The sequence below is a fragment of the Pseudoxanthomonas sp. P4_B2 genome (genome assembly GCF_056402315.1).
On record NZ_JBFUHQ010000004.1, the window covers coordinates 322,044 to 340,026 of the forward strand.

The 17,983-nt window shown below is 63.5% G+C and carries 18 protein-coding genes; 4 read left to right on the top strand and 14 right to left on the bottom strand.

Translation table 11 applies throughout. The features are described from left to right. Nucleotides 1-22: 22 nt before the first annotated feature. From rlmM to AC1DTQ_RS12615, 4 genes are all read right to left on the bottom strand, one after another. A complete protein-coding gene (rlmM, locus tag AC1DTQ_RS12600; protein ID WP_477850001.1) occupies nt 23-1,069 on the bottom strand; it encodes a 23S rRNA (cytidine(2498)-2'-O)-methyltransferase RlmM in 1,047 nt (348 codons plus the stop codon). Between the two features lie 13 nt (nt 1,070-1,082). Then, nucleotides 1,083-1,646, bottom strand: a complete 564-nt coding sequence (locus tag AC1DTQ_RS12605; RefSeq protein WP_477850002.1) for a nucleoside deaminase — start codon at nt 1,644-1,646, stop codon at nt 1,083-1,085. Further along, complete coding sequence (locus tag AC1DTQ_RS12610; RefSeq protein ID WP_477850003.1) at nt 1,646-2,089, bottom strand: hypothetical protein; 444 nt, start codon at nt 2,087-2,089, stop codon at nt 1,646-1,648. The genes AC1DTQ_RS12605 and AC1DTQ_RS12610 overlap by 1 nt, the downstream gene beginning before the upstream one ends. Before the next feature lie 86 nt (nt 2,090-2,175). Then, nucleotides 2,176-3,945, bottom strand: coding sequence for a glutamine--tRNA ligase/YqeY domain fusion protein (locus tag AC1DTQ_RS12615; protein WP_477850004.1), 1,770 nt, complete (start codon nt 3,943-3,945; stop codon nt 2,176-2,178). Between the two features lie 122 nt (nt 3,946-4,067). Here AC1DTQ_RS12615 and AC1DTQ_RS12620 point away from each other — a divergent pair, with 122 nt between their 5' ends. Both AC1DTQ_RS12620 and AC1DTQ_RS12625 read left to right on the top strand, forming a co-directional pair. Next, the gene (locus tag AC1DTQ_RS12620) at nt 4,068-4,331 is read left to right on the top strand and encodes a putative signal transducing protein (protein WP_477850005.1); all 264 of its coding nucleotides are present in this window, start codon (nt 4,068-4,070) and stop codon (nt 4,329-4,331) included. Further along, nucleotides 4,309-6,549 (top strand): sensor domain-containing diguanylate cyclase, encoded by a 2,241-nt coding sequence (locus AC1DTQ_RS12625; RefSeq protein WP_477850006.1) that lies wholly within the window; start codon nt 4,309-4,311, stop codon nt 6,547-6,549. The genes AC1DTQ_RS12620 and AC1DTQ_RS12625 overlap by 23 nt, the downstream gene beginning before the upstream one ends. Before the next feature lie 66 nt (nt 6,550-6,615). Here AC1DTQ_RS12625 and AC1DTQ_RS12630 read toward each other — a convergent pair whose 3' ends face one another. The 5 genes from AC1DTQ_RS12630 to ahpC all read right to left on the bottom strand — a co-directional run bounded on the left by AC1DTQ_RS12630 (nt 6,616) and on the right by ahpC (nt 11,691). Further along, complete coding sequence (locus tag AC1DTQ_RS12630) at nt 6,616-7,257, bottom strand: hypothetical protein (protein WP_477850007.1); 642 nt, start codon at nt 7,255-7,257, stop codon at nt 6,616-6,618. After that, the gene (locus tag AC1DTQ_RS12635) at nt 7,254-8,222 is read right to left on the bottom strand and encodes a transaldolase (protein ID WP_477850008.1); all 969 of its coding nucleotides are present in this window, start codon (nt 8,220-8,222) and stop codon (nt 7,254-7,256) included. The genes AC1DTQ_RS12630 and AC1DTQ_RS12635 overlap by 4 nt, the downstream gene beginning before the upstream one ends. A gap of 30 nt (nt 8,223-8,252) precedes the next feature. Further along, nucleotides 8,253-9,221 (bottom strand): LysR substrate-binding domain-containing protein, encoded by a 969-nt coding sequence (locus tag AC1DTQ_RS12640; protein ID WP_477850009.1) that lies wholly within the window; start codon nt 9,219-9,221, stop codon nt 8,253-8,255. Between the two features lie 177 nt (nt 9,222-9,398). Then, the gene (gene ahpF / locus AC1DTQ_RS12645) at nt 9,399-10,997 is read right to left on the bottom strand and encodes an alkyl hydroperoxide reductase subunit F (protein ID WP_477850010.1); all 1,599 of its coding nucleotides are present in this window, start codon (nt 10,995-10,997) and stop codon (nt 9,399-9,401) included. A 130-nt stretch (nt 10,998-11,127) separates the two neighbouring features. After that, the gene (gene ahpC, locus AC1DTQ_RS12650; RefSeq protein WP_477850011.1) at nt 11,128-11,691 is read right to left on the bottom strand and encodes an alkyl hydroperoxide reductase subunit C; all 564 of its coding nucleotides are present in this window, start codon (nt 11,689-11,691) and stop codon (nt 11,128-11,130) included. A 170-nt stretch (nt 11,692-11,861) separates the two neighbouring features. On the opposite strand from ahpC, the gene prmC reads away from it, so the two are divergent. Further along, entirely contained in the window at nt 11,862-12,701 is an 840-nt protein-coding gene (gene prmC, locus AC1DTQ_RS12655) for a peptide chain release factor N(5)-glutamine methyltransferase (protein ID WP_477850012.1), read from the top strand. Nucleotides 12,702-12,916: 215 nt separating this feature from the next. Then, nucleotides 12,917-13,861: a prolyl aminopeptidase gene (gene pip / locus AC1DTQ_RS12660; protein ID WP_477850013.1), complete on the top strand. Its 945-nt coding sequence runs from the start codon at nt 12,917-12,919 to the stop codon at nt 13,859-13,861. Nucleotides 13,862-14,090: 229 nt separating this feature from the next. On the opposite strand, the gene AC1DTQ_RS12665 is transcribed toward pip, so the two are convergent. The 5 genes from AC1DTQ_RS12665 to AC1DTQ_RS12685 all read right to left on the bottom strand — a co-directional run bounded on the left by AC1DTQ_RS12665 (nt 14,091) and on the right by AC1DTQ_RS12685 (nt 17,923). Then, the gene (locus tag AC1DTQ_RS12665) at nt 14,091-14,918 is read right to left on the bottom strand and encodes a transglutaminase-like domain-containing protein (RefSeq protein WP_477850015.1); all 828 of its coding nucleotides are present in this window, start codon (nt 14,916-14,918) and stop codon (nt 14,091-14,093) included. A gap of 108 nt (nt 14,919-15,026) precedes the next feature. Beyond that, a complete protein-coding gene (locus AC1DTQ_RS12670) occupies nt 15,027-15,806 on the bottom strand; it encodes an N-formylglutamate amidohydrolase (RefSeq protein ID WP_477850016.1) in 780 nt (259 codons plus the stop codon). Between the two features lie 4 nt (nt 15,807-15,810). Then, entirely contained in the window at nt 15,811-16,362 is a 552-nt protein-coding gene (locus AC1DTQ_RS12675; RefSeq protein ID WP_477850017.1) for an NUDIX hydrolase, read from the bottom strand. Between the two features lie 30 nt (nt 16,363-16,392). Continuing rightward, entirely contained in the window at nt 16,393-17,328 is a 936-nt protein-coding gene (locus AC1DTQ_RS12680) for a 5'-3' exonuclease (RefSeq protein ID WP_477850019.1), read from the bottom strand. Continuing rightward, nucleotides 17,321-17,923, bottom strand: coding sequence for a nitroreductase family protein (locus tag AC1DTQ_RS12685; RefSeq protein ID WP_477850020.1), 603 nt, complete (start codon nt 17,921-17,923; stop codon nt 17,321-17,323). Before AC1DTQ_RS12685 ends, AC1DTQ_RS12680 begins: the two co-directional genes overlap by 8 nt. Nucleotides 17,924-17,983: the final 60 nt, after the last annotated feature.

A 17,983-nucleotide genomic window follows, 5' to 3' on the forward strand; every position in this document is an offset into this window, starting at 1 on the left:
ATGTTCTTCTACGAAGTTCGTATTATCGTTGGCTGGTGGCGAAGACGGTGATTTCTTCGCGGTCGTGATACAGCTGCTTGGCGCGCACCATGACCGGCTTCCCCGATTGCTCGACGAAAAGATCCAGGCACAACTGCGTCTCGTCCCAGCGTTTCTTCATCGGTAGCTTCAAGTTGAAAACCGCATGCCTGCACCACCCTTCGCGGAACCAGGTGGCCATGCGTTCGGCCACGCGCCGTGGTTGCTCCACCATGTCGCAGACCATCCAGTCCAATGCTTGCGAGGGTTTCCATTGAAAACCATCCGCACGCAGATGTTCCACCAGTCCGCTGTCCATCACGTTCTGGCGCAGTGGTCCGTTATCCACGCTGATCACGCGAAGGTGATGACGGGTGAGGATCCAAGTCCAACCGCCCGGGGCGGCGCCCAGGTCGGCGGCGGTCATACCGGGCTTCAACAGCGTTTCGCGTTCGTTCGCATCGAGCAGGGTCAGCAGGGCCTCCTCCAGTTTCAGCGCCGAACGTGAGGGCGCGTCCGATAGCAGCTTCAGGCGCGGAATGCCGAGCGGCCACGGTGAGCTGTCCAGAGGGTCGGCAACGGCCAGGAAAGCATGGTCGCCGTCCACGAAAACCACGTGCAGTCGTGGAAACCTCGGATCTTCCTTGTCCGTCATCAGCCCGGCTTTGCGCAGCGCGGGGCGCAAGGCATTGCCGAAGCTGCGGGCCAAGCCGGCCAGCGGTTTGGAGGTATCCGAGTCGGGGTGCTCCACCCACAGATCGCCGAAACGCGATCGTCCCGCCAGCGCCGCGAGCATGGGCGTGATGCGGTCTTTCGGATCGAGCCCGCGAAGTTCTGCGATCAATTGCAGTTTCTGCCGTGCGTAGATCAATTCTCGCCAGGGCAGTGCTTTCGACAGGGCCAAACCGTCGTCGCAGACGAAGACCACGTGGGCGCTATTGCGTTCGGTGCGTGCGTAGCCAGGATGGCCGGTGAGGGCGGTGCGTTCGCTGAGTTCGGCGGCCAGTTCCGGCTCAAAGCCCTGACGGCAGTAGCAGAGCAGGCCGGCCATGCCTGGTGTGGCGTCAATAACGATCGCCGCCGCGTTCGCCGTACGTACGCAACACTTCACGCGCGGCATCGCGATTGAGATCGCGGACCACTTCGATGCCGCGCTTGTTCAGTTCGCCGATCCAGTCGGCGGGGAGCGGACCTTCGTCGAACTCGGTCAGCTCCATCACGTCCTCGGCGCGTGCGCCGATCAGCAGGCGGTCGATACCGGCCCACACGGTGGCGCCGTAGCACTGGCAGCACGGTTGGGAAGAAGTGGCCAGGGTCACGGCGCCGCCCACACGCTCGTTGAGGCGCGCGGTTTGCAGGCGTTGTTGAGCCAGCATGTAGGCCATGTTCTCCGCATGGGCCAGCGAGGTGTTCTGCGGAAGCACGCGATTGACGCCGACCGAAATGATGCGGTCGTCCGGCCCGAAGACCACGGCGCCGAAAGGTCCGCCAGTGTTCGCATCGATATTGATGCGCGAAAGTTCGATGGCCAACGCCACCTTGTCGGCATCGCTGGCGTACAACGCCGAGGCATCGACGGTTTCATGCACCCAGGCCGGTAGGGTCAGATGGACTTGCGCGTAAAGCATTATTGGACCTGCGACGTGGCGCCGCCAGCGGGCGCGCATTGACCGTTGTCGCACTGGCAGGCGCTGATCTCTTCGAAGCCGCAAACGCTCATCATTCCCTTAGCCGCGCACTGCGCCTGCACGGCGGCAGGGTCGGTCGGGCTGTCCTTGTTGACGCAAGCCGGCATCGCGCCGCAGCAGTTGCCGACGTTCTTCACCGCGCAATCGGCGTTGGTCTTGCAGCTGGTGACGACGGCGACCTCCGGCTTGACCTTGCGTGGCGGTGTGGGCGAGGACATCGGCGGAGCCGGACGCGGTGCAGGCGCAGCCGGTGGTGCGGGCGGCGGCGGGGGTGTGCTCCCGGCAAGATTGCCGGTAGCCGGTGCCGTGGTGTTGGGGGCGGCGCAACTGGCCAGTAGTACGGACAGCAATAGCAGGCCAATGGTCAGGAAGATCCGGGACATGGCTGTACTCCTTGATAGGTGGTGGCCAGCGTAGCCCGCCGACGAACGACGGGAGTGAAGATTCGCGCGATGCGCGTCGAAACGCTTCAGGTCTTTGCTGCCCAGGTATCGCGCAGCGTCACGCTGCGGTTGAACACCGGCGCATCGCTATGGTGGTCGCGGCGGTCGGCGACGAAATAACCGATGCGCTCGAACTGGAACGACTGCTCCGGCGCAGTGTCTGCGGCGGCCGGCTCCACATAGCCTCGCACCGACTTGCGCGATTCGGGATTCAGGTAGTCCTGGTAGGTCTTGCCTTCCGACTCGTCGTCCGGGTCGGGCACGGTGAACAGGCGGTCGTACAAGCGGAATTCGGTCGGCACGGCGTGCCTGGCGCTGACCCAGTGGATCGTTCCCTTGATCTTGCGCTCGGCGCCTTGCATGCCGGGGCGAGATTCCGGATCCAGCCAGCCACGCAGTTCGACGATCTCGCCGGCTTCGTTCTTGATCACTTCATCGCACCGCACGATGCCGGCGCCGCGCAGGCGCACTTCGCCGCCGGGAATCAGGCGCTTGAAACCCTTGGGCGGGACTTCGGCGAAATCCTCGCGTTCGATCCACAGCTCGCGGGAGAACGGAATCTGACGCTTGCCGAATGATTCGTCTTTCGGATGGTTGGAAAACGTCAGCGTCTCGTCGTGGTCTCCCGGCAGGTTCGCCAGTACCAGCTTGACCGGATCCACCACCGCCATGCGGCGCGGCGCAGCGACGTCCAGATCGTCGCGCAGGCAGCCTTCGAGCACGCTGAAATCCAGCAGCGAATTCTGCTTGCTGATGCCCACGCGGTCGATCAGCAGGCGCAGCGCGGCCGGCGTGTAGCCACGTCGGCGCAAGCCTTGCAAAGTCGGCATGCGCGGATCGTCCCAGCCGTCGACGAGCTTGTCGCCCACCAGCGTGGTCAGCTTGCGCTTGCTCATCACCGTGTAGTTGATGTTGAGGCGCGAGAATTCGATCTGGCGCGGCTTGGCGGCTTCCTTCGGCAGTCCGCGATCCAGCAGCGGTTGCAGCAGTTCGGGGTGGCCGGTCAGGTCCACCTTGTCCACGCACCAGTCGTATAGCGGTCGGTGGTCCTCGAACTCCAGCGTGCAAAGCGAATGAGTAATGCCTTCGATGGCATCGCCCAAGGCATGGGCGAAGTCGTACATCGGATAGATCGGCCAAGCGTTGCCGGTGTTCTGGTGTTCGACGTGCTTGATGCGGTACAGCGCGGGGTCGCGCAGGTTCATGTTGCCGCTGCTCATGTCGATCTTGGCGCGCAAGGTGCGCGCGCCATCGGGAAATTCGCCCGCGCGCATGCGCTTGAACAGGTCGAGGTTCTCGTCCACCGCGCGGCTGCGGAACGGCGACTCGCGCCCGGGCGCGGTCAAGGTGCCGCGATACTCGCGCATGGCCTGCGCGTCCAGATCGTCCACGTAGGCCAGGCCGTCGCGGATGAGTTTTTCGGCGGCCAGGTAGTACACGTCGAAATAATCCGAGGCATGGCGCAGTTGCGCCCACTCATAGCCCAGCCAGCGCACGTCGTCCTGGATGGCGGCGACGAATTCGGGGTCTTCCTTGGCCGGATTGGTGTCGTCGAAGCGCAGGTTGCAGATGCCGCTGAACTCGCTGGCGATGCCGAAATTCAGGCAGATCGCTTTGGCGTGGCCGATGTGCAGGTAGCCGTTGGGTTCGGGCGGGAACCGGGTATGGACGACCGTGTGCTTGCCGCTGGCCAGGTCGTCGCGGACGATCTGGCGGATGAAGTCGTTCTTCTCGCCGGGCGCCGGAGTCGCGTGGGCATCGTGGGGCGAGGAGGGGTCGGTAGAGACAGCGGACATGCGTTGAGGAAACCTGGCGTTCGGGGTCACAGTTTAGCCGACGCACCCGTGCAGTTCCTGCGAGCAGGCCATGGTTTTCGCCAGAACTGGGGGTTACTCTGGGTCCGTATCCGGGAGTCGCCGTGCAAGTCGTCTATCGCGCAAACAACCTGATCGAAGCCCATCTGGCCAAGCATGCGCTGGAAGGCATGGATATTCCGGTGTTCATTTTTGGGGAATCCCTACTGGGAGGCGCGGGCGAGCTGCCGCTATTCGGCGTCTTGCGGGTCTGTGTTCCAGACCCTTATCTCGACGAAGCCACGACCTGCCTGCAAGAGCTGCAACGGGAGCAAGCGCGCGACAACCAAGGTCAGGAGGATCCGGGTGCGCTACCAGCCACGGGGTAATCCGTGGTGGCACATACAGGGCACTGGCCTACGCTTGCTGGCATGGGGGCTGTTGGTCCTGTCCGCGACGGTGGCCTGGAATGGCATTGCGCTTGCCGCGCAAACCTTGGTAGCGCCTGCGCTGGAAGTTCCCGTGAGCTTGCAACTGCTGGATACGCAACCGCGCGCGCATCTCAGCCTCGACGGCGGTGGGGTGGTGCTTCCGCCGGAGGGAAGTCCGGCACGGTTCCGCTTGAGTTTCGACCTGCCCAGCCGCAATCCGGACGAATCGCCCTGGCAGCTGCGGTTCAACCGGGTCGAACTGAAGGAACTGCGGTTGCAGGCACCCGGTTGGCACCCACCGACGCAGGATTTCTTCCGTCCGCAGCCTCACGATGGGCTGTTGCCGATGGCTTTTTCACAAACACTGCCCGCCCACTGGCGTGGACCGGTCAGCGTCGATGTGACCGCCAGTGCCGAACTGGCGCGCACTCTGCGCCCGCAAGTCGTACGCATGGCGCTGGGAGCCGAGCAGGACAAGCGGGCGCTGGCGGTCGCGATCGCTTTGTACGCCTGCATGCTGGTGCTGGCCATTGTCGCGGTGTCGCTTTGCCTGGGTGCGCGCGAGCTCGCGTTCCTGAGCTTTCTGGCCTTCGTGAGCACCTCGTTCCTGCTGATGTTGGTGGTCAACGGACACGCCTACACCGTTCCTTTCCTGGCCTGGTTGAAACCGCTGGGAGGACAGGGCACCAATATCGCCATGCTGCTGGTGAGCGCGTCGGGAATCTGTACGGCGCGCGACTTCGCCGGCCGGCGCCCGGACAACCTCTGGCTGCGCTGGACGCCCGTCGCGGGTGCGTCGGCGATGGTCGCGCTTGCCGTCGCCGGATTGTGCGGCCTTGCCTTTGCGCCGGAGACCATGCAGATATTGGTGATCATCGGCTGGGCGGCGGCGGCCGTGCTCGCAATGCTTGCTTTCTTCAGCGCCATCCTGCGCAAGGCATGGCTGGGGTGGCCGCTGCTGACCGCGCTGATCATGCTCGGCGTCAGTTGCACGATGTTCGAGCTGAGCGTGCGCGGAATGGCGGATCCGTTCTGGGGCAGGTTCGGCTACCAGATCGGATTGGTGCTGGTAGCGGTGGTGCTGGTGGTCGCCTTGATCGGCCGGATCGCGGATTTCCGCCTCAAACACGAACAGGAGCGCACCGCCCGCAAGGCCAGCGAACAGCGGTTGCGGCAACAGCAGGCCTACGCCGACCTGGCCGGCCTGCTACGCAAGCGCCTGCAGGAAGTCGCCAGCAAGGATCTGGAGTGGTATGCGATTCAAATGGCGATGGAAAGCCTGTTGCCCTGGCTGCAGTTGAATTCGGCCACCATTATTCTTTCCCGCCCCGGTTACGACCAGACCCGGATCACCGAGCCGGTCACCCACACCTCGCGCTTGTCTGCATTGATCGACGTCAACGACGCGACCCTGCGTGCGGTGGCGCAACGGAAGTTGCCGATGGCCGAGCTGATCATGAATCCGGTGCCGGGAAGCGCGCGGCCACACGCGGCGAACATGGCCTATGCGGCGGTGCCGCTGACCACGGGCAAGGGCGATGTGGGCGTGGCGCTGTTGGAACGGCTGGGTCCGCAGGCGTTCAGCGTGGAAGAACTCGCCCTGGTCGATCAGTTCGGGCAACTGGTCTTGCAGCAGACCGCCGAAGCCCGGGAGACGCAAAAACTGCGCCGCTCGGCCGAACTGGATGCGCTGACCGGCATGCTCAACCGCAACGCGATCGACCTGGCGCTAAGCCATGCGTTCATCGAAGCCCACAAGAACGATCGACCCCTGGCAGTGCTGTTTGTCGATGTGGATCGTTTCAAGCTGGTCAACGACACCTACGGTCATGCCTGTGGCGATCAATGCCTCAGGCATCTGGCCGATGTCCTGAGCCGGGCTTTGCGGCCGGGAGATCTGTTGGGGCGGTACGGTGGAGAGGAGTTCCTGGTTTTGCTGCCTGCTCCCGGAGACGATCAGGCGCGGGAAATTGGCGAGCGGATCCGTCAGCAGATCGAGGAGTCGACTGTGGACTGGCAGGATCAGAAGGTGAAATTGACGGTCAGCGTGGGCGTGGCGACGCGCCTGGTCCACGAACAGACCCCGACCCAGGCGCTGGAACGGGCCGACCGGGCGCTTTACGCAGCCAAGCACGAAGGCCGCAATCGAGTAGTCCTGGCAGCGCGGAAGCCTTGAAAGAATCGTGCGCTGGACGCCGGATGCGATCCGAGGAAACTGCTTCCGGCGGCACGACCGTGACCATCAAAGCCGCGTGATACCGCACACGTAGACGACCTCGCAGGCGCCACCACCGGTGTCTTCCCGCGTGGTCGAACTGCGCCAGCGCCAGCCGTCCGGGGCTTTGGCCTCCACCAGCCAGCCATCGATGCGCACGTTGTCGCCCTTGCCGATGTCCGCAAGCGCGTGGGCGACCGCATCGCTGGCGGGGATCATGTGCATGTTGGCGCTGTTGCGCGCGATTTCCGCGGGCGGCAGCGGTGGCTGGTCTTTCCAGCGATAGTTGTACCAACGCGAGGATTGGCGGATGTCCAGCTGCGACAACACGGCTTCCTCGCGCATGGTTTGCCAACCCAGCGCCAGATCTGTGGGCGAGAGATCGGCTTCCCGCCCCAGGCTGTAGTCTTCGCGCGACAGCACCCGCGCCTCGATGCTGAAACCCGCCAAAGGCTGGAGCGTTGCGGCGGTCAATGCGAATGGCTGCATCGAGGTAGGCACATCGCTCTGCAGTGGCGCCTCCCCGATGTTCACCAGGGGAGGTAGCGGACATCCCGCAGCGGCGGACACGCCGCCCGGCCCATTCGCCTTGCGTGGCGAGTGCGAGGAATACCACCAGCCCAGTGCGCCAAGCACCAGGCAGGCGATCAGGAAGTTGCGCAGGTTCACGCGGCGGCGGACAAGCGCTCGGCGATGGTCTGGCGCAGGCCTACCAGGTCCTTGGCGAAGGCGGCGATGCCGTCGCGCAATTTCTCGGTCGCCATCGGGTCGTCCGCAAGATCCTTGGCGAAGCGCTTCGCGTCGATGAGCGTATGCGTGTTCGCTTCGGCCTTGCTGGGCGAAAGCTTGCGCGGCAGCTCGCCGGTTTCCGCTTCTAGTTTTTCCAGCAGGTCCGGTGAGATGGTCAGGCGGTCGCAACCCGCCAGCGCTTCGATCTGGGCGGTGGAGCGGAACGAGGCGCCCATCACCACGGTCGACGAGCCGCGGCGCTTGAATTCGTCGTACACCCCGCGCACGAACACCACGCCCGGATCGGCATCGATGTTCGCCGGCGTTTCGCCCTGCGCCACGTACCAGTCCAGGATGCGGCCCACGAAGGGCGAAATCAGGAACGCGCCCGCTTCCGAACAGGCCAGCGCCTGGGTGCGGTTGAAGATCAGGGTCAGATTGCAGTCGATGCCGTCGCGCTGTAGCTGGCGCGCCGCTTCCACGCCTTCCCAGGTGGCGGCGACCTTGATCAGCACGCGTTCGCGGCCGATGCCGCCCGCGGCGTACATGTCGATGAACTTGTGCGCTTTCTTCACCGTGGCTTCGGTGTCGTGGGCCAGGTCGGCGTCGACTTCGGTGGAAACGCGGCCCGGCACCAGGCCTGCCAGCGCGGAACCGACCGCAATGGTCAGGCGATCCACCACTTCTTCGATCACCGCTTGTTTGTCGCCCGATTGGGTGCGCGCCCAGGCCAGTTCCTTGTCGATGGCTTCGGCGTAGACCGGCAGATCCAGCGCCTTGCGCACCAGCGTCGGGTTAGTGGTGCAGTCGACCGGACGCAGGCGTTTGACGGCGTCGAAGTCGCCGGTATCGGCGACCACGACGGAGAGCTCGCGGAGTTGTTGCAGTTTCGATACGGAGGTCATGGTGTTCTTGGTTGTCCTGAGGTGGGGGCTTCAGTGGCGTTTGCCGGCAGGTTTCCTGCTCGGAGCTTGGGGCGGCGGTTGCAGACCGATTTCCGGAGTGGGCGAGAACAACTCCGTCGGCAACTCGGAGAATACCTTCGACAGCTCCAGCAGGAACCCGGCCATCGCCGAACTCCTACGCCATAGCATCGCAATCTGACGGCTGGGATGCGAGTCGCTGAAGCCTAGCAAATGTATGTTCTGTGATCGCGCTACCGGTGGCTTGATCGCCAGCGTGGGCAGCAAGGTGATGCCGACGTTGGCGGCGACCATTTGCCGCAGCGTTTCCAGGCTGGTGGCGCGGAATTCCGATTTTTCGTTCGCGCCCGACAGCCGGCAGACTTCCAATGCTTGCTCGCGCAGGCAATGGCCGTCTTCCAGCAGCAGGAGTTTCTGGTCGGATAGTTCGCTGAGGCTCAATGAATCGCGTTTGGCCAGAGGATGGTTCTCCGGCACGGCCAGCAGAAATGGTTCTTCGAACAGGAACTCGCTGTGCAACTGGTCGTCGTGCACCGGCAGCGCGAGCAGGGCCGCATCCAGCTTGCCATCGTGCAGACGCGACTGCAGCACGTCGCTCTTTTCCTCGATCAGCAGCAGCTCCAGATTCGGGAAACGTTCGCGGATGCGCGGGATCACGTGCGGCAGCAGGTAAGGTCCCAGGGTGGGGAAGATGCCCAGCCGCACGGTGCCGGCTTCCGGATCCTGGCTGCGGCGGGCGCCTTCCTTCATCTGCTCCACCTCGGCGACGATGCGGCGCGCTCGCTCGGCCGCGTCACGTCCCGCCGGAGTCAGCATTACCTTGCGCGGCGCGCGCTCGACCAGGGATACGCCGAGTTCCTCTTCCAGTTTTCTGATCTGTGTGGATAGAGTGGGCTGGCTGATGAAGCACGCCGCAGCCGCGCGACCGAAATGCTTGTGGTCGGCGAGCGCCAGCAGGTACTTGAGGTCGCGCAGGTTCATGGAGTCAGGTTACCCGATGAAGTAGTGCGTTTCCTTCTCCCATTGGGAGAAGGTGCCCGGAGGGCGGATGAGGGAATGGATCGCCGGTTTGTAATGGACTTTCCGTGGGTTGGAATTCTCCCTCCCTCATCCGGCGCTTCGCGCCACCTTCTCTCGGTGGGAGAAGGGGAGCAAACATCACGCCGCCTCCGTCTCCGCTTTCTCGACAGGCGCCGAAGTGCGGATCAGATGGTCGAAGGCACTGAGCGCGGCCTTGGAGCCCTCGCCCATCGCGATCACGATCTGCTTGTACGGCACCGTGGTCACGTCGCCCGCGGCGAACACGCCGGGCAACGAGGTCTGGCCGCGTTCGTCGACGATGATCTCGCCGCGCGGCGACAGCGCCACCGTGCCCTTGAGCCATTCGGTGTTCGGCAGCAAGCCGATCTGCACGAAAATGCCTTCCAGCGCTAGCGTGTGCTTTTCGTCGTTGCCTCGGTCCTCGTAGACCAGCCCATTGACCTTCTGGCCATCGCCCATCACTTCCGTGGTCATTGCCGAGGTGATCACCTTCACGTTCGGCAAGCTGTGCAGCTTGCGCTGCAGCACCGCGTCGGCGCGCAACTGGTGGTCGAACTCGATCAGGGTCACGTGGCTGACGATGCCGGCCAGATCGATGGCCGCCTCCACGCCGGAGTTGCCGCCGCCGATCACTGCCACGCGCTTGCCCTTGAACAGCGGGCCGTCGCAGTGCGGGCAATAGGCCACGCCTTTGTTGCGGTATTCATTCTCGCCGGGCACATTCATCTGCCGCCAGCGCGCGCCGGTGGACAGGATCACGGTTTTGCTCTTCAGCGACGCGCCATTGGCCAGCTCGATCTCGATCAACCCGTTGCCCGAAGTGAGTCTTTCAGCGCGCTGCAGATTCATGATATCCACTTCGTACTGGCGAACGTGCTGTTCCAGCTGCGCGACCATCTTCGGACCCTCGGTTTCCGAGACCGAGATGAAGTTCTCGATGGCCATGGTGTCCAACACCTGACCGCCGAAGCGTTCGGCGACAACGCCGGTGGCGATGCCTTTGCGCGCGGCATAGATGGCCGCCGCCGCGCCAGCCGGGCCGCCACCGACGATCAACACGTCGAAAGGAGCCTTGGCCGCGAGCTTCTTGGCATCGCGCGCCGCAGCGCCGGTGTCCAGCTTGGCGACGATTTCTTCCACGCCCATGCGGCCCTGGCCGAAGACTTCGCCATTGAGGTAGATGGTCGGAACAGACATCACCTGCCTGGCTTCGACTTCGTCCTGGAACAGCGCGCCGTCGATGGCGACGTGCTGGATGTTGGGGTTCAGCACCGCCATTAGGTTCAACGCCTGGACTACATCCGGGCAGTTCTGGCAGCTGAGCGAGAAATAGGTTTCGAACTTGAGAACGCTGTCAGGACCCGGCCCCTCCAGTTCCTTGATTTGTTCGATCACCTCCTGCGCGGTGCGCGAGGGATGTCCACCCACTTGCAGCAGCGCCAGGACCAGCGAAGTGAATTCATGGCCCATCGGAATGCCCGCGAAACGCAGGTGGATGTCGTGGCCGGGGCTGTTCAACGCGAAAGAGGGCGTATGCGCGTCGACATCGCGGCGTTCGATCAAGGTGATCTTGTCGGACAGCAGCACGATTTCGCCGAGCAGCGCTTCCATCTCGCGGGATTTGGGACTGTCGTCCAGCGACGCCACGATCTCGATCGGGCGCGTCACCTTTTGGAGGTAGGCCTGCAGCTGGGTTTTCAGATCGGACTCAAGCATGGGGGGGCTCGCGTAGGGGTTGCATAAAGCCCTCCCCCGCGTGCGGGGGAGGGGATCGCCTCTTTGGGGGAGGAGTGTTGTTGCGGGCAATTTGTTGTCGTGAAGCGGGGTTGTCGTGAAGCGGGGGCGTTTAGATCTTGCCGACCAGGTCCAGCGAAGGAGCCAGGGTCTTTTCGCCTTCCTTCCACTTGGCCGGGCACACTTCACCCGGGTGGCTGGCGACATAGCGCGCGGCCTTGAGCTTGCGCAGGGTTTCGCTGATGTCGCGGGCGATGGCGTTGTCGTGGATTTCCGCGGTCTTGATCACGCCTTCCGGATTGATGATGAAGGTGCCGCGCAGGGCCAGGCCTTCTTCGTCGATATGCACGTCGAACGCACGGGTCAGCTGATGGGTCGGGTCGCCGATCAGCGGGAACTGCGCCTTGCCGACCGCGGGCGAGGTTTCATGCCAGACCTTGTGGGAGAAATGGGTGTCGGTGGTGACGATGTAGACCTCGGCGCCAGCCTTCTGGAACTCGGCATAGTGCGTGGCGGCGTCTTCGACTTCGGTGGGGCAATTGAAGGTGAAGGCGGCCGGCATGAAGATCAGCACGGACCAGTTGCCTTTCAGGTCCGCGTCGGACACCTGGACGAACTTGCCGTTGTGGAAGGCATTGGCGGTGAAGGGCTTCACTTGGGTATTGATCAGGGACATCTATGCTTCCTTCGTTGGTGGGGTGATTGATAGAGACAATGAATACTAGGGGGGATCGATTGATATCTCTAATCGATTGGTAGCATCATATCGATAGCCAATGACTATTGCATGACTCGATTACTGCTGCCTGAGGGTCGCAGACCACCGCCGCAGCTACGATGTCGCCGATGAATACGAGTCCACAGCCCCGACTGGATGCCGTTTTGCGCCAGGCCAGCGAACGCATCGAACTGACCGATGCCAGGCCGCTGCTCGCCCATGCGCTGGGCAAACCGGTGTCTTGGTTGTTTGCGCATGGTGATGAAACCATCGAGATTTCCGCGTTGCAGCGCTTCCGCGTGCTGGTCGAGGCACGCGAATTGGGCCAGCCCGTCGCTTATCTCACTGGGCGGCGCGGCTTCTGGACGCTCGACTTAGCGGTCTCTGCCGAAACGCTGATCCCCCGGCCGGAAACCGAATTGCTGGTGGAGCTTGCGATCGCAAGGCTTCCGGTTTCGTCTCCGTTGCGGGTCGCCGATCTGGGCACGGGCAGCGGCGCCATTGCGCTGGCCATCGCGAAAGAGCGGCCGGAATGCCGGGTGATCGCCACCGATGCAAGCGACGGCGCGCTAGACATTGCCGCGCACAACGCCGAGAGCAACAGCCTCCGGAATATCGAATTCCGCATGGGCAGTTGGTTCTCGCCGCTCATGGGCGAGCGCTTCGATCTGATCGCCAGCAATCCGCCGTACGTCGCCGAGGGCGATCCGCACCTCGAACAAGGGGATTTGCGGTTCGAGCCTGCTGCAGCCTTGTCGTCCGGTGCCGATGGGCTGGATGCGATCCGGGAAATAGTTTCCGGAGCGGGTGCTCATCTCACGGCCGGCGGCTGGTTGCTGTTGGAGCACGGTCTGGAGCAAGGCGCTGCAATTAGAGACTTGTTTGAAGCGGCTGGATTCGTCGATGTCGGCACTGAACCCGACTTGGAGTCGCGCGACAGGGTGACGCTGGGGCGCAGGCTTGGCTAGTTCCGGCTCTCTTCAAGTCGTCATCCCAATCATCGTCATCCCAGCGAAAGCTGGGATCCATTTTGACTTTCGCCTGGAACTTCGCGATCAAGATCAAGATGGATCCCAGCTTGATCAGCCGTTCGGCTGTTGAAAGCCGCTGGGATGACGACGTGTGCAGCGAGGACATTCGTGCGCTGCGTTAAACTTCTCGCCCCGAACCGCGGGCCGTAACCATGCGCCAGCTTTACCCCGAAATAGAACCCTTCGACACCGGCACGCTCAAGGTCGACGATCGCCACACCCTGTATTACGAGCAGTGCGGCAACCCGAACGGCAAGCCGGTGGTCCTGCTGCACGGAGGCCCCGGCGCTGGGTGCAGTCCGAAGATGCGGCGGTTCCATGACCCGGCCAAATATCGCATCGTGCTGTTCGACCAGCGCGGTTCCGGCCGCTCCAAGCCGCATGCCGACCTGGTGGACAACACTACCTGGCACCTGGTTGCGGATATCGAGCAACTGCGCGAAAAGCTGGGCGTGGAGCAGTGGCAGGTATTCGGCGGCAGCTGGGGTTCCACCCTGGCGCTGGCCTACGCGCAGAAACACCCGCAGCGCGTGACCGAACTGGTTCTACGCGGCATCTTCATGCTGCGCCGCTGGGAACTGGAATGGTTCTACCAGGAAGGCTGCTCGCGCTTGTTCCCGGACGCGTGGGAGCATTTCCTCAAGCCCATCCCGGTAGTCGAACGCCACGATCTGATTTCCTCCTTCCATCGCCGGCTGACCAGCGACGATGAAGCCACGCGCTTGGCCGCGGCGCGCGCGTGGAGCGTGTGGGAAGGCGCCACCAGTTTCCTGCGCGTGGATCACGACTTCGTCAGCGGCCATGAAGACGCGGCTTTCGCGCTGGCCTTTGCTCGGATCGAGAACCACTACTTCGTCAACGGCGGTTTCTTCGAGGTCGAAGACCAACTGTTGCGCGACGCGCACAAGATCGCGCACCTTCCCGGCGTCATCGTGCACGGCCGCTACGATGTGGTCTGCCCGATGGCCAACGCCTGGGATCTACACAAGGCCTGGCCGAAGGCCGAGCTGTTGATTTCTCCGGTATCCGGACACTCGGCGTTCGAGGCCGAGCACGTGGATGCGCTGGTGAGCGCGACGGACAGGTTCGCATCATGATGACGTTGTAGAGCCGAGCTTGCTCGGCTGCTCTTCGCGCAGAGTCAAAAGCAGCCGAGCAAGCTCGGCTCTACACAGAGCGGAGAAGTAGGCGTAGGGCGGGTCTTGACCCGCCATTGCCATCCCGTGAACTCGCGTTGCCTCACGGCGGAGTGAATCACGAACCGAAAGCCGTTTCATTGATTGCCATCGCGGGTTGTGCGATGGCAACGGCGGGTCAAGACCCGCCCTACCGGGGGATCAACGCTTCCACGAAGGTCTCCTCTGACCACACTTCGAATCTCTCCAGCGTGTTCGGACCGAAGGTGTTGCTGATCGCCACGTCCGCGGCGTCGCGTCCGCGCGCGATCATCACGCGGCCGATGCGCGGGAAATTGTGGCGCGCATCGAAGGTATACCACTGCCCATCCAGGAAGGCTTCGAACCAGGCCGAGAAATCCATCGGCGCGGTGCTGGGCGGCACGCCAAAATCGCCGATGTAGCCGGTGCAGTAGCGCGCCGGGATATTCAAGCAGCGGCATAGCGCGATCGCCGAATGAGCGAAATCGCGGCACACGCCGCGTCCTTCCTCCAACGCTTGCGCCGCGCCCTTGGTGGCGTTCGCGAACTCGTAGCCGAACTGGATGCGGTCGTGCACGTAGTCGCAGATGGCTTGCACCCGCGCCCAGCCGGCCGCGGTATGGCCGAACAGATCCCAGGCCTTCTCCGCAAGTTTGTCCGTCTCGCAGTAGCGGCTGCCGAGCAGATAGACCAGGGTTTCATCTGGCAATTGGTAGACCGGTATCTGCTGCGCCGTCGGTACCACGGCATCGGTCCAGCCGGTGTCGCGTACCACCATATCCGAGGATACGGTGAAGGATCCGGCGGGCGAAACCAGCCGCGTGCAGACGTTGCCGAAGCCGTCGTGATACTGCTGCAGGGGAACGGCGGGCGAGGTTCGCAATTCCTTGGCGATGGCGATATCCGCGCGCCGCGAATCGTGCAGATTCAATGTCAGCAGCATCGGAGTGGGTTCCGGGAAGCTGTGGGTGATTTCGAAGCCTAGGCGTATCAGCACGTGGAACTCCGGACAGGGAGCCGCCAGCACTGGGTCGCACCGTGCGGGTGCATCCGGGCGAAAGGCGGTGCTGGAAGCGTGGGGTAGCACCGTTGTAGCAGAAGCGGATCAGTCGTGCGTCAAATCCGGCAATAGTCCGGGCAGGAGTCCAGGCAAAAGCCGAGCGAGCCGCTCCGCCCATTCTTCCTGGCCCACCGCATCGGCGATCAGGTCCTGGCGGATTTCCAGCTCCACATGCAGCAGTCCGCGCTGTTCGCCATGGACCGGAATGGCGAAATCGGTGGCATCGCTGACCGCGTACGGTTCGTTGTCGCCGACTTCCAATCCCGGTTCCGCACCTAGCGCGGCGAGCAGGGCGTGCGCCAACCGCGTATCGCGGTGATAAAGGATTCCGGCGTGCCACGGCCGCGTGAATTCCGCGAATACCGGGGTGAAGCTGTGCAGCGAGATCAGCACCGGCGCGGGCGACCGTTCGCTGCGGCGATCCAATTCCTGGGTGATGCGCGCGTGGTAGGGCGCGAAAATCTCCAGCGCGCGTGCGGTCTTCGCATCGTCGTCCAGGCTTTCGTTGCCGGGAATCGGAGTTCCATCGCTGACCGCGACAATGGAGCCGGGTGCTTCCAGCGGGCGGTTGCAGTCGATCACCAACCGCGAGTAGGTCTGCAGGATCGCGAAGGCGTCGAGCTTCTCGGACAGGCGTTCGGCCAGGCCGGCGATGCCGATGTCCCAGCCGATATGGCGATTGAGTTCCGCCTGCGAAAGACCCAGATCGCCGAGGCGCGCGGGAATCCTTTGCCCGGCATGGTCGGCGATCAGCACGAAGGGCGAATCGCCGTGCGCACGATGGACCGTGAAGGGCGCCGGATCGTCCGCGCTCAATAACGTCACCGCCCTATCCACGCGGCGTGCCGTCCAGGTGGTGGTCGATCATCCACAAGCCGGCCCAAAGCTTGGCGTCCAGTTCGTAGCCTTCGGTCATTTTCTGCACCAGCCACGCGGCGGCCTGGATGCGCGGAATCTCATGGACAGTGATGTCCTCGTCGCCATCGCCGCCCCCTGCGCCGACCCGCCTCAGGCCGGTGGCTCTGACGAAGGCGATCTTCTCGCTGGCCATGCCGGAGGAGGTCGGACCGATCATCAGCACGTCGGCGTGAGTGGCGGTCCAGCCGGTTTCCTCTTCCAGCTCGCGGATCGCCGAGATCTCGATGGATTCGTCCGCATCGATGTCGCCCACCAATCCTGCCGGCATCTCGATGGTCGCCGCCTGCAGCGGTACGCGGAACTGTTCGACGAAAAGCACCTTGTCCTCCGGCGTCACCGCGATGATGATCGCGGCCAGGCCGCTGGCGTGGGTGCGTTCCACATATTCCCAGGTGCCGCGCTCGATCATGCGCAGGTATTTACCTTCGTAGACGGTCTTGGGCGGTGTGGTCTTGTCGTTCATGCGGACATGCTATTCGGAATGCGTTGCTTATTAGTAACCGGTGTTGTCGCCCAGTCCGGCGGCGGTACGTAGGCGGCGGCGCGTCATTGGGCCGAAACGCAACGATTCGGAAAGCGCTTCGAGCATGCCGGCGTCGACACTGGCGCGAATGAAGTCGGGCTCCGCGTTGTCGACAGGCGCATCTAGCGCGATGGTAGAGAGTTGCCGCCACAGCAGCGCGTGTTCGCGTTGTTCGCGCAGTCGCACGGCCATCTGCGCCGCGCCGCGCATGCGCAGGAAAGCTACTTCGTCGATGCGCGTAAGCAAAACATCCAGGCTGCCGAAGTGCGCCAGCAGGATCGCCGCCGACTTCGCGCCGATCCCGGTGACGCCGGGAATGTTGTCGACCGCGTCGCCGGTGAGCGCCAGATAGTCGGCGATCTGCGCGGCCTCCACGCCATGCCGGGTCTTGACCCCGGCCATGCCCCAGCGTTGCCCGCGCGCGAAGTCCCACTGCTCGTCCGCCTCCCACAGCAGTTGCGACATGTCCTTGTCCGCCGACACGATCACGCCGCGGAAGCCGCGTGGCCGGGCGGAATGCAGAGCGCTGCCGATCAGGTCGTCGGCCTCGTATTCGCTATGCGCCAGCACATTGAGGCCAAGCGCGGCGCACAGCGCCTTGCAGTGAGTGAACTGGCGCTTGAGTTCCTCCGGCGCCGGATCGCGATTGGCTTTGTAGGCCGGATACAGTTTGTTGCGGAAGCAGCTGTCCAAGGCCTCGTCGAAAGCGATGGCGATGTGCTGCGGGCGTTCCTGCTCCAACAGTTCCAATACGAAGCGCGCGAAGCCGTGCACCGCGTTGGTCGGCCAGCCGTCGGCGTCGTGGAACTGATCTGGCATGGAATGCCAGGCGCGGAACACGTACAGGCTGGCGTCCACCAGGTACAGCGGCGACTTCAACGCAGGAGCGGCCGTCGCTTCAAGCATGATTCGGCGGGCTCGCAACCGGCGGATTCCAGTCGCTCAGCAATGCGGCGGCGTCGGGGCGCTCGCGTTCGGGTACGTCCAGTTTGGCCGTGCCGATATGGATGAAGCCGACCACTTTCTCGTGCGCCTGCAAGCCTAGCGTGTTCCCGATCGTTTCGTCATAGGCCGCCCAGCCAGTAAGCCATTGCGCGCCGAAACCCAGCGCTTGCGCCGATTGCAACAGAGCGAAGCAAACGCAGCCGGCGCTGAGTAGTTGCTCCTGCTCCGGCACTTTGTGGTCCGGAGTCAGTCGCGCGATCACGGCGATAATCAGCGGCGCATGCGAAAAACGCATGCGTTCCTTGTCGATCGCCGCCACGGGCGCATCAGGATCGCGCTGCAAAGTACGGGCGACCAGAGCGCTACCCAGCGCATGGCGCGCTTCGCCTTCGATGCGGAGGAAGCGGAACGGAACCAGTTTGCCGTGGTCGGGAACACGCACTGCCGCCGTCAACATACGCAACAAGGTGGAAGCGTCGGGGCCGGGAGCGTCGAGCTGCTTGGAAGGAACGGACCGGCGTAAGTCGAGGAATCGCAGGGGGTCGGATGCGCGCATGGGCACAGTTTAAACATGGACAGGATGTTGCACAGCATCAAACTGCCTAACGGGTCACGG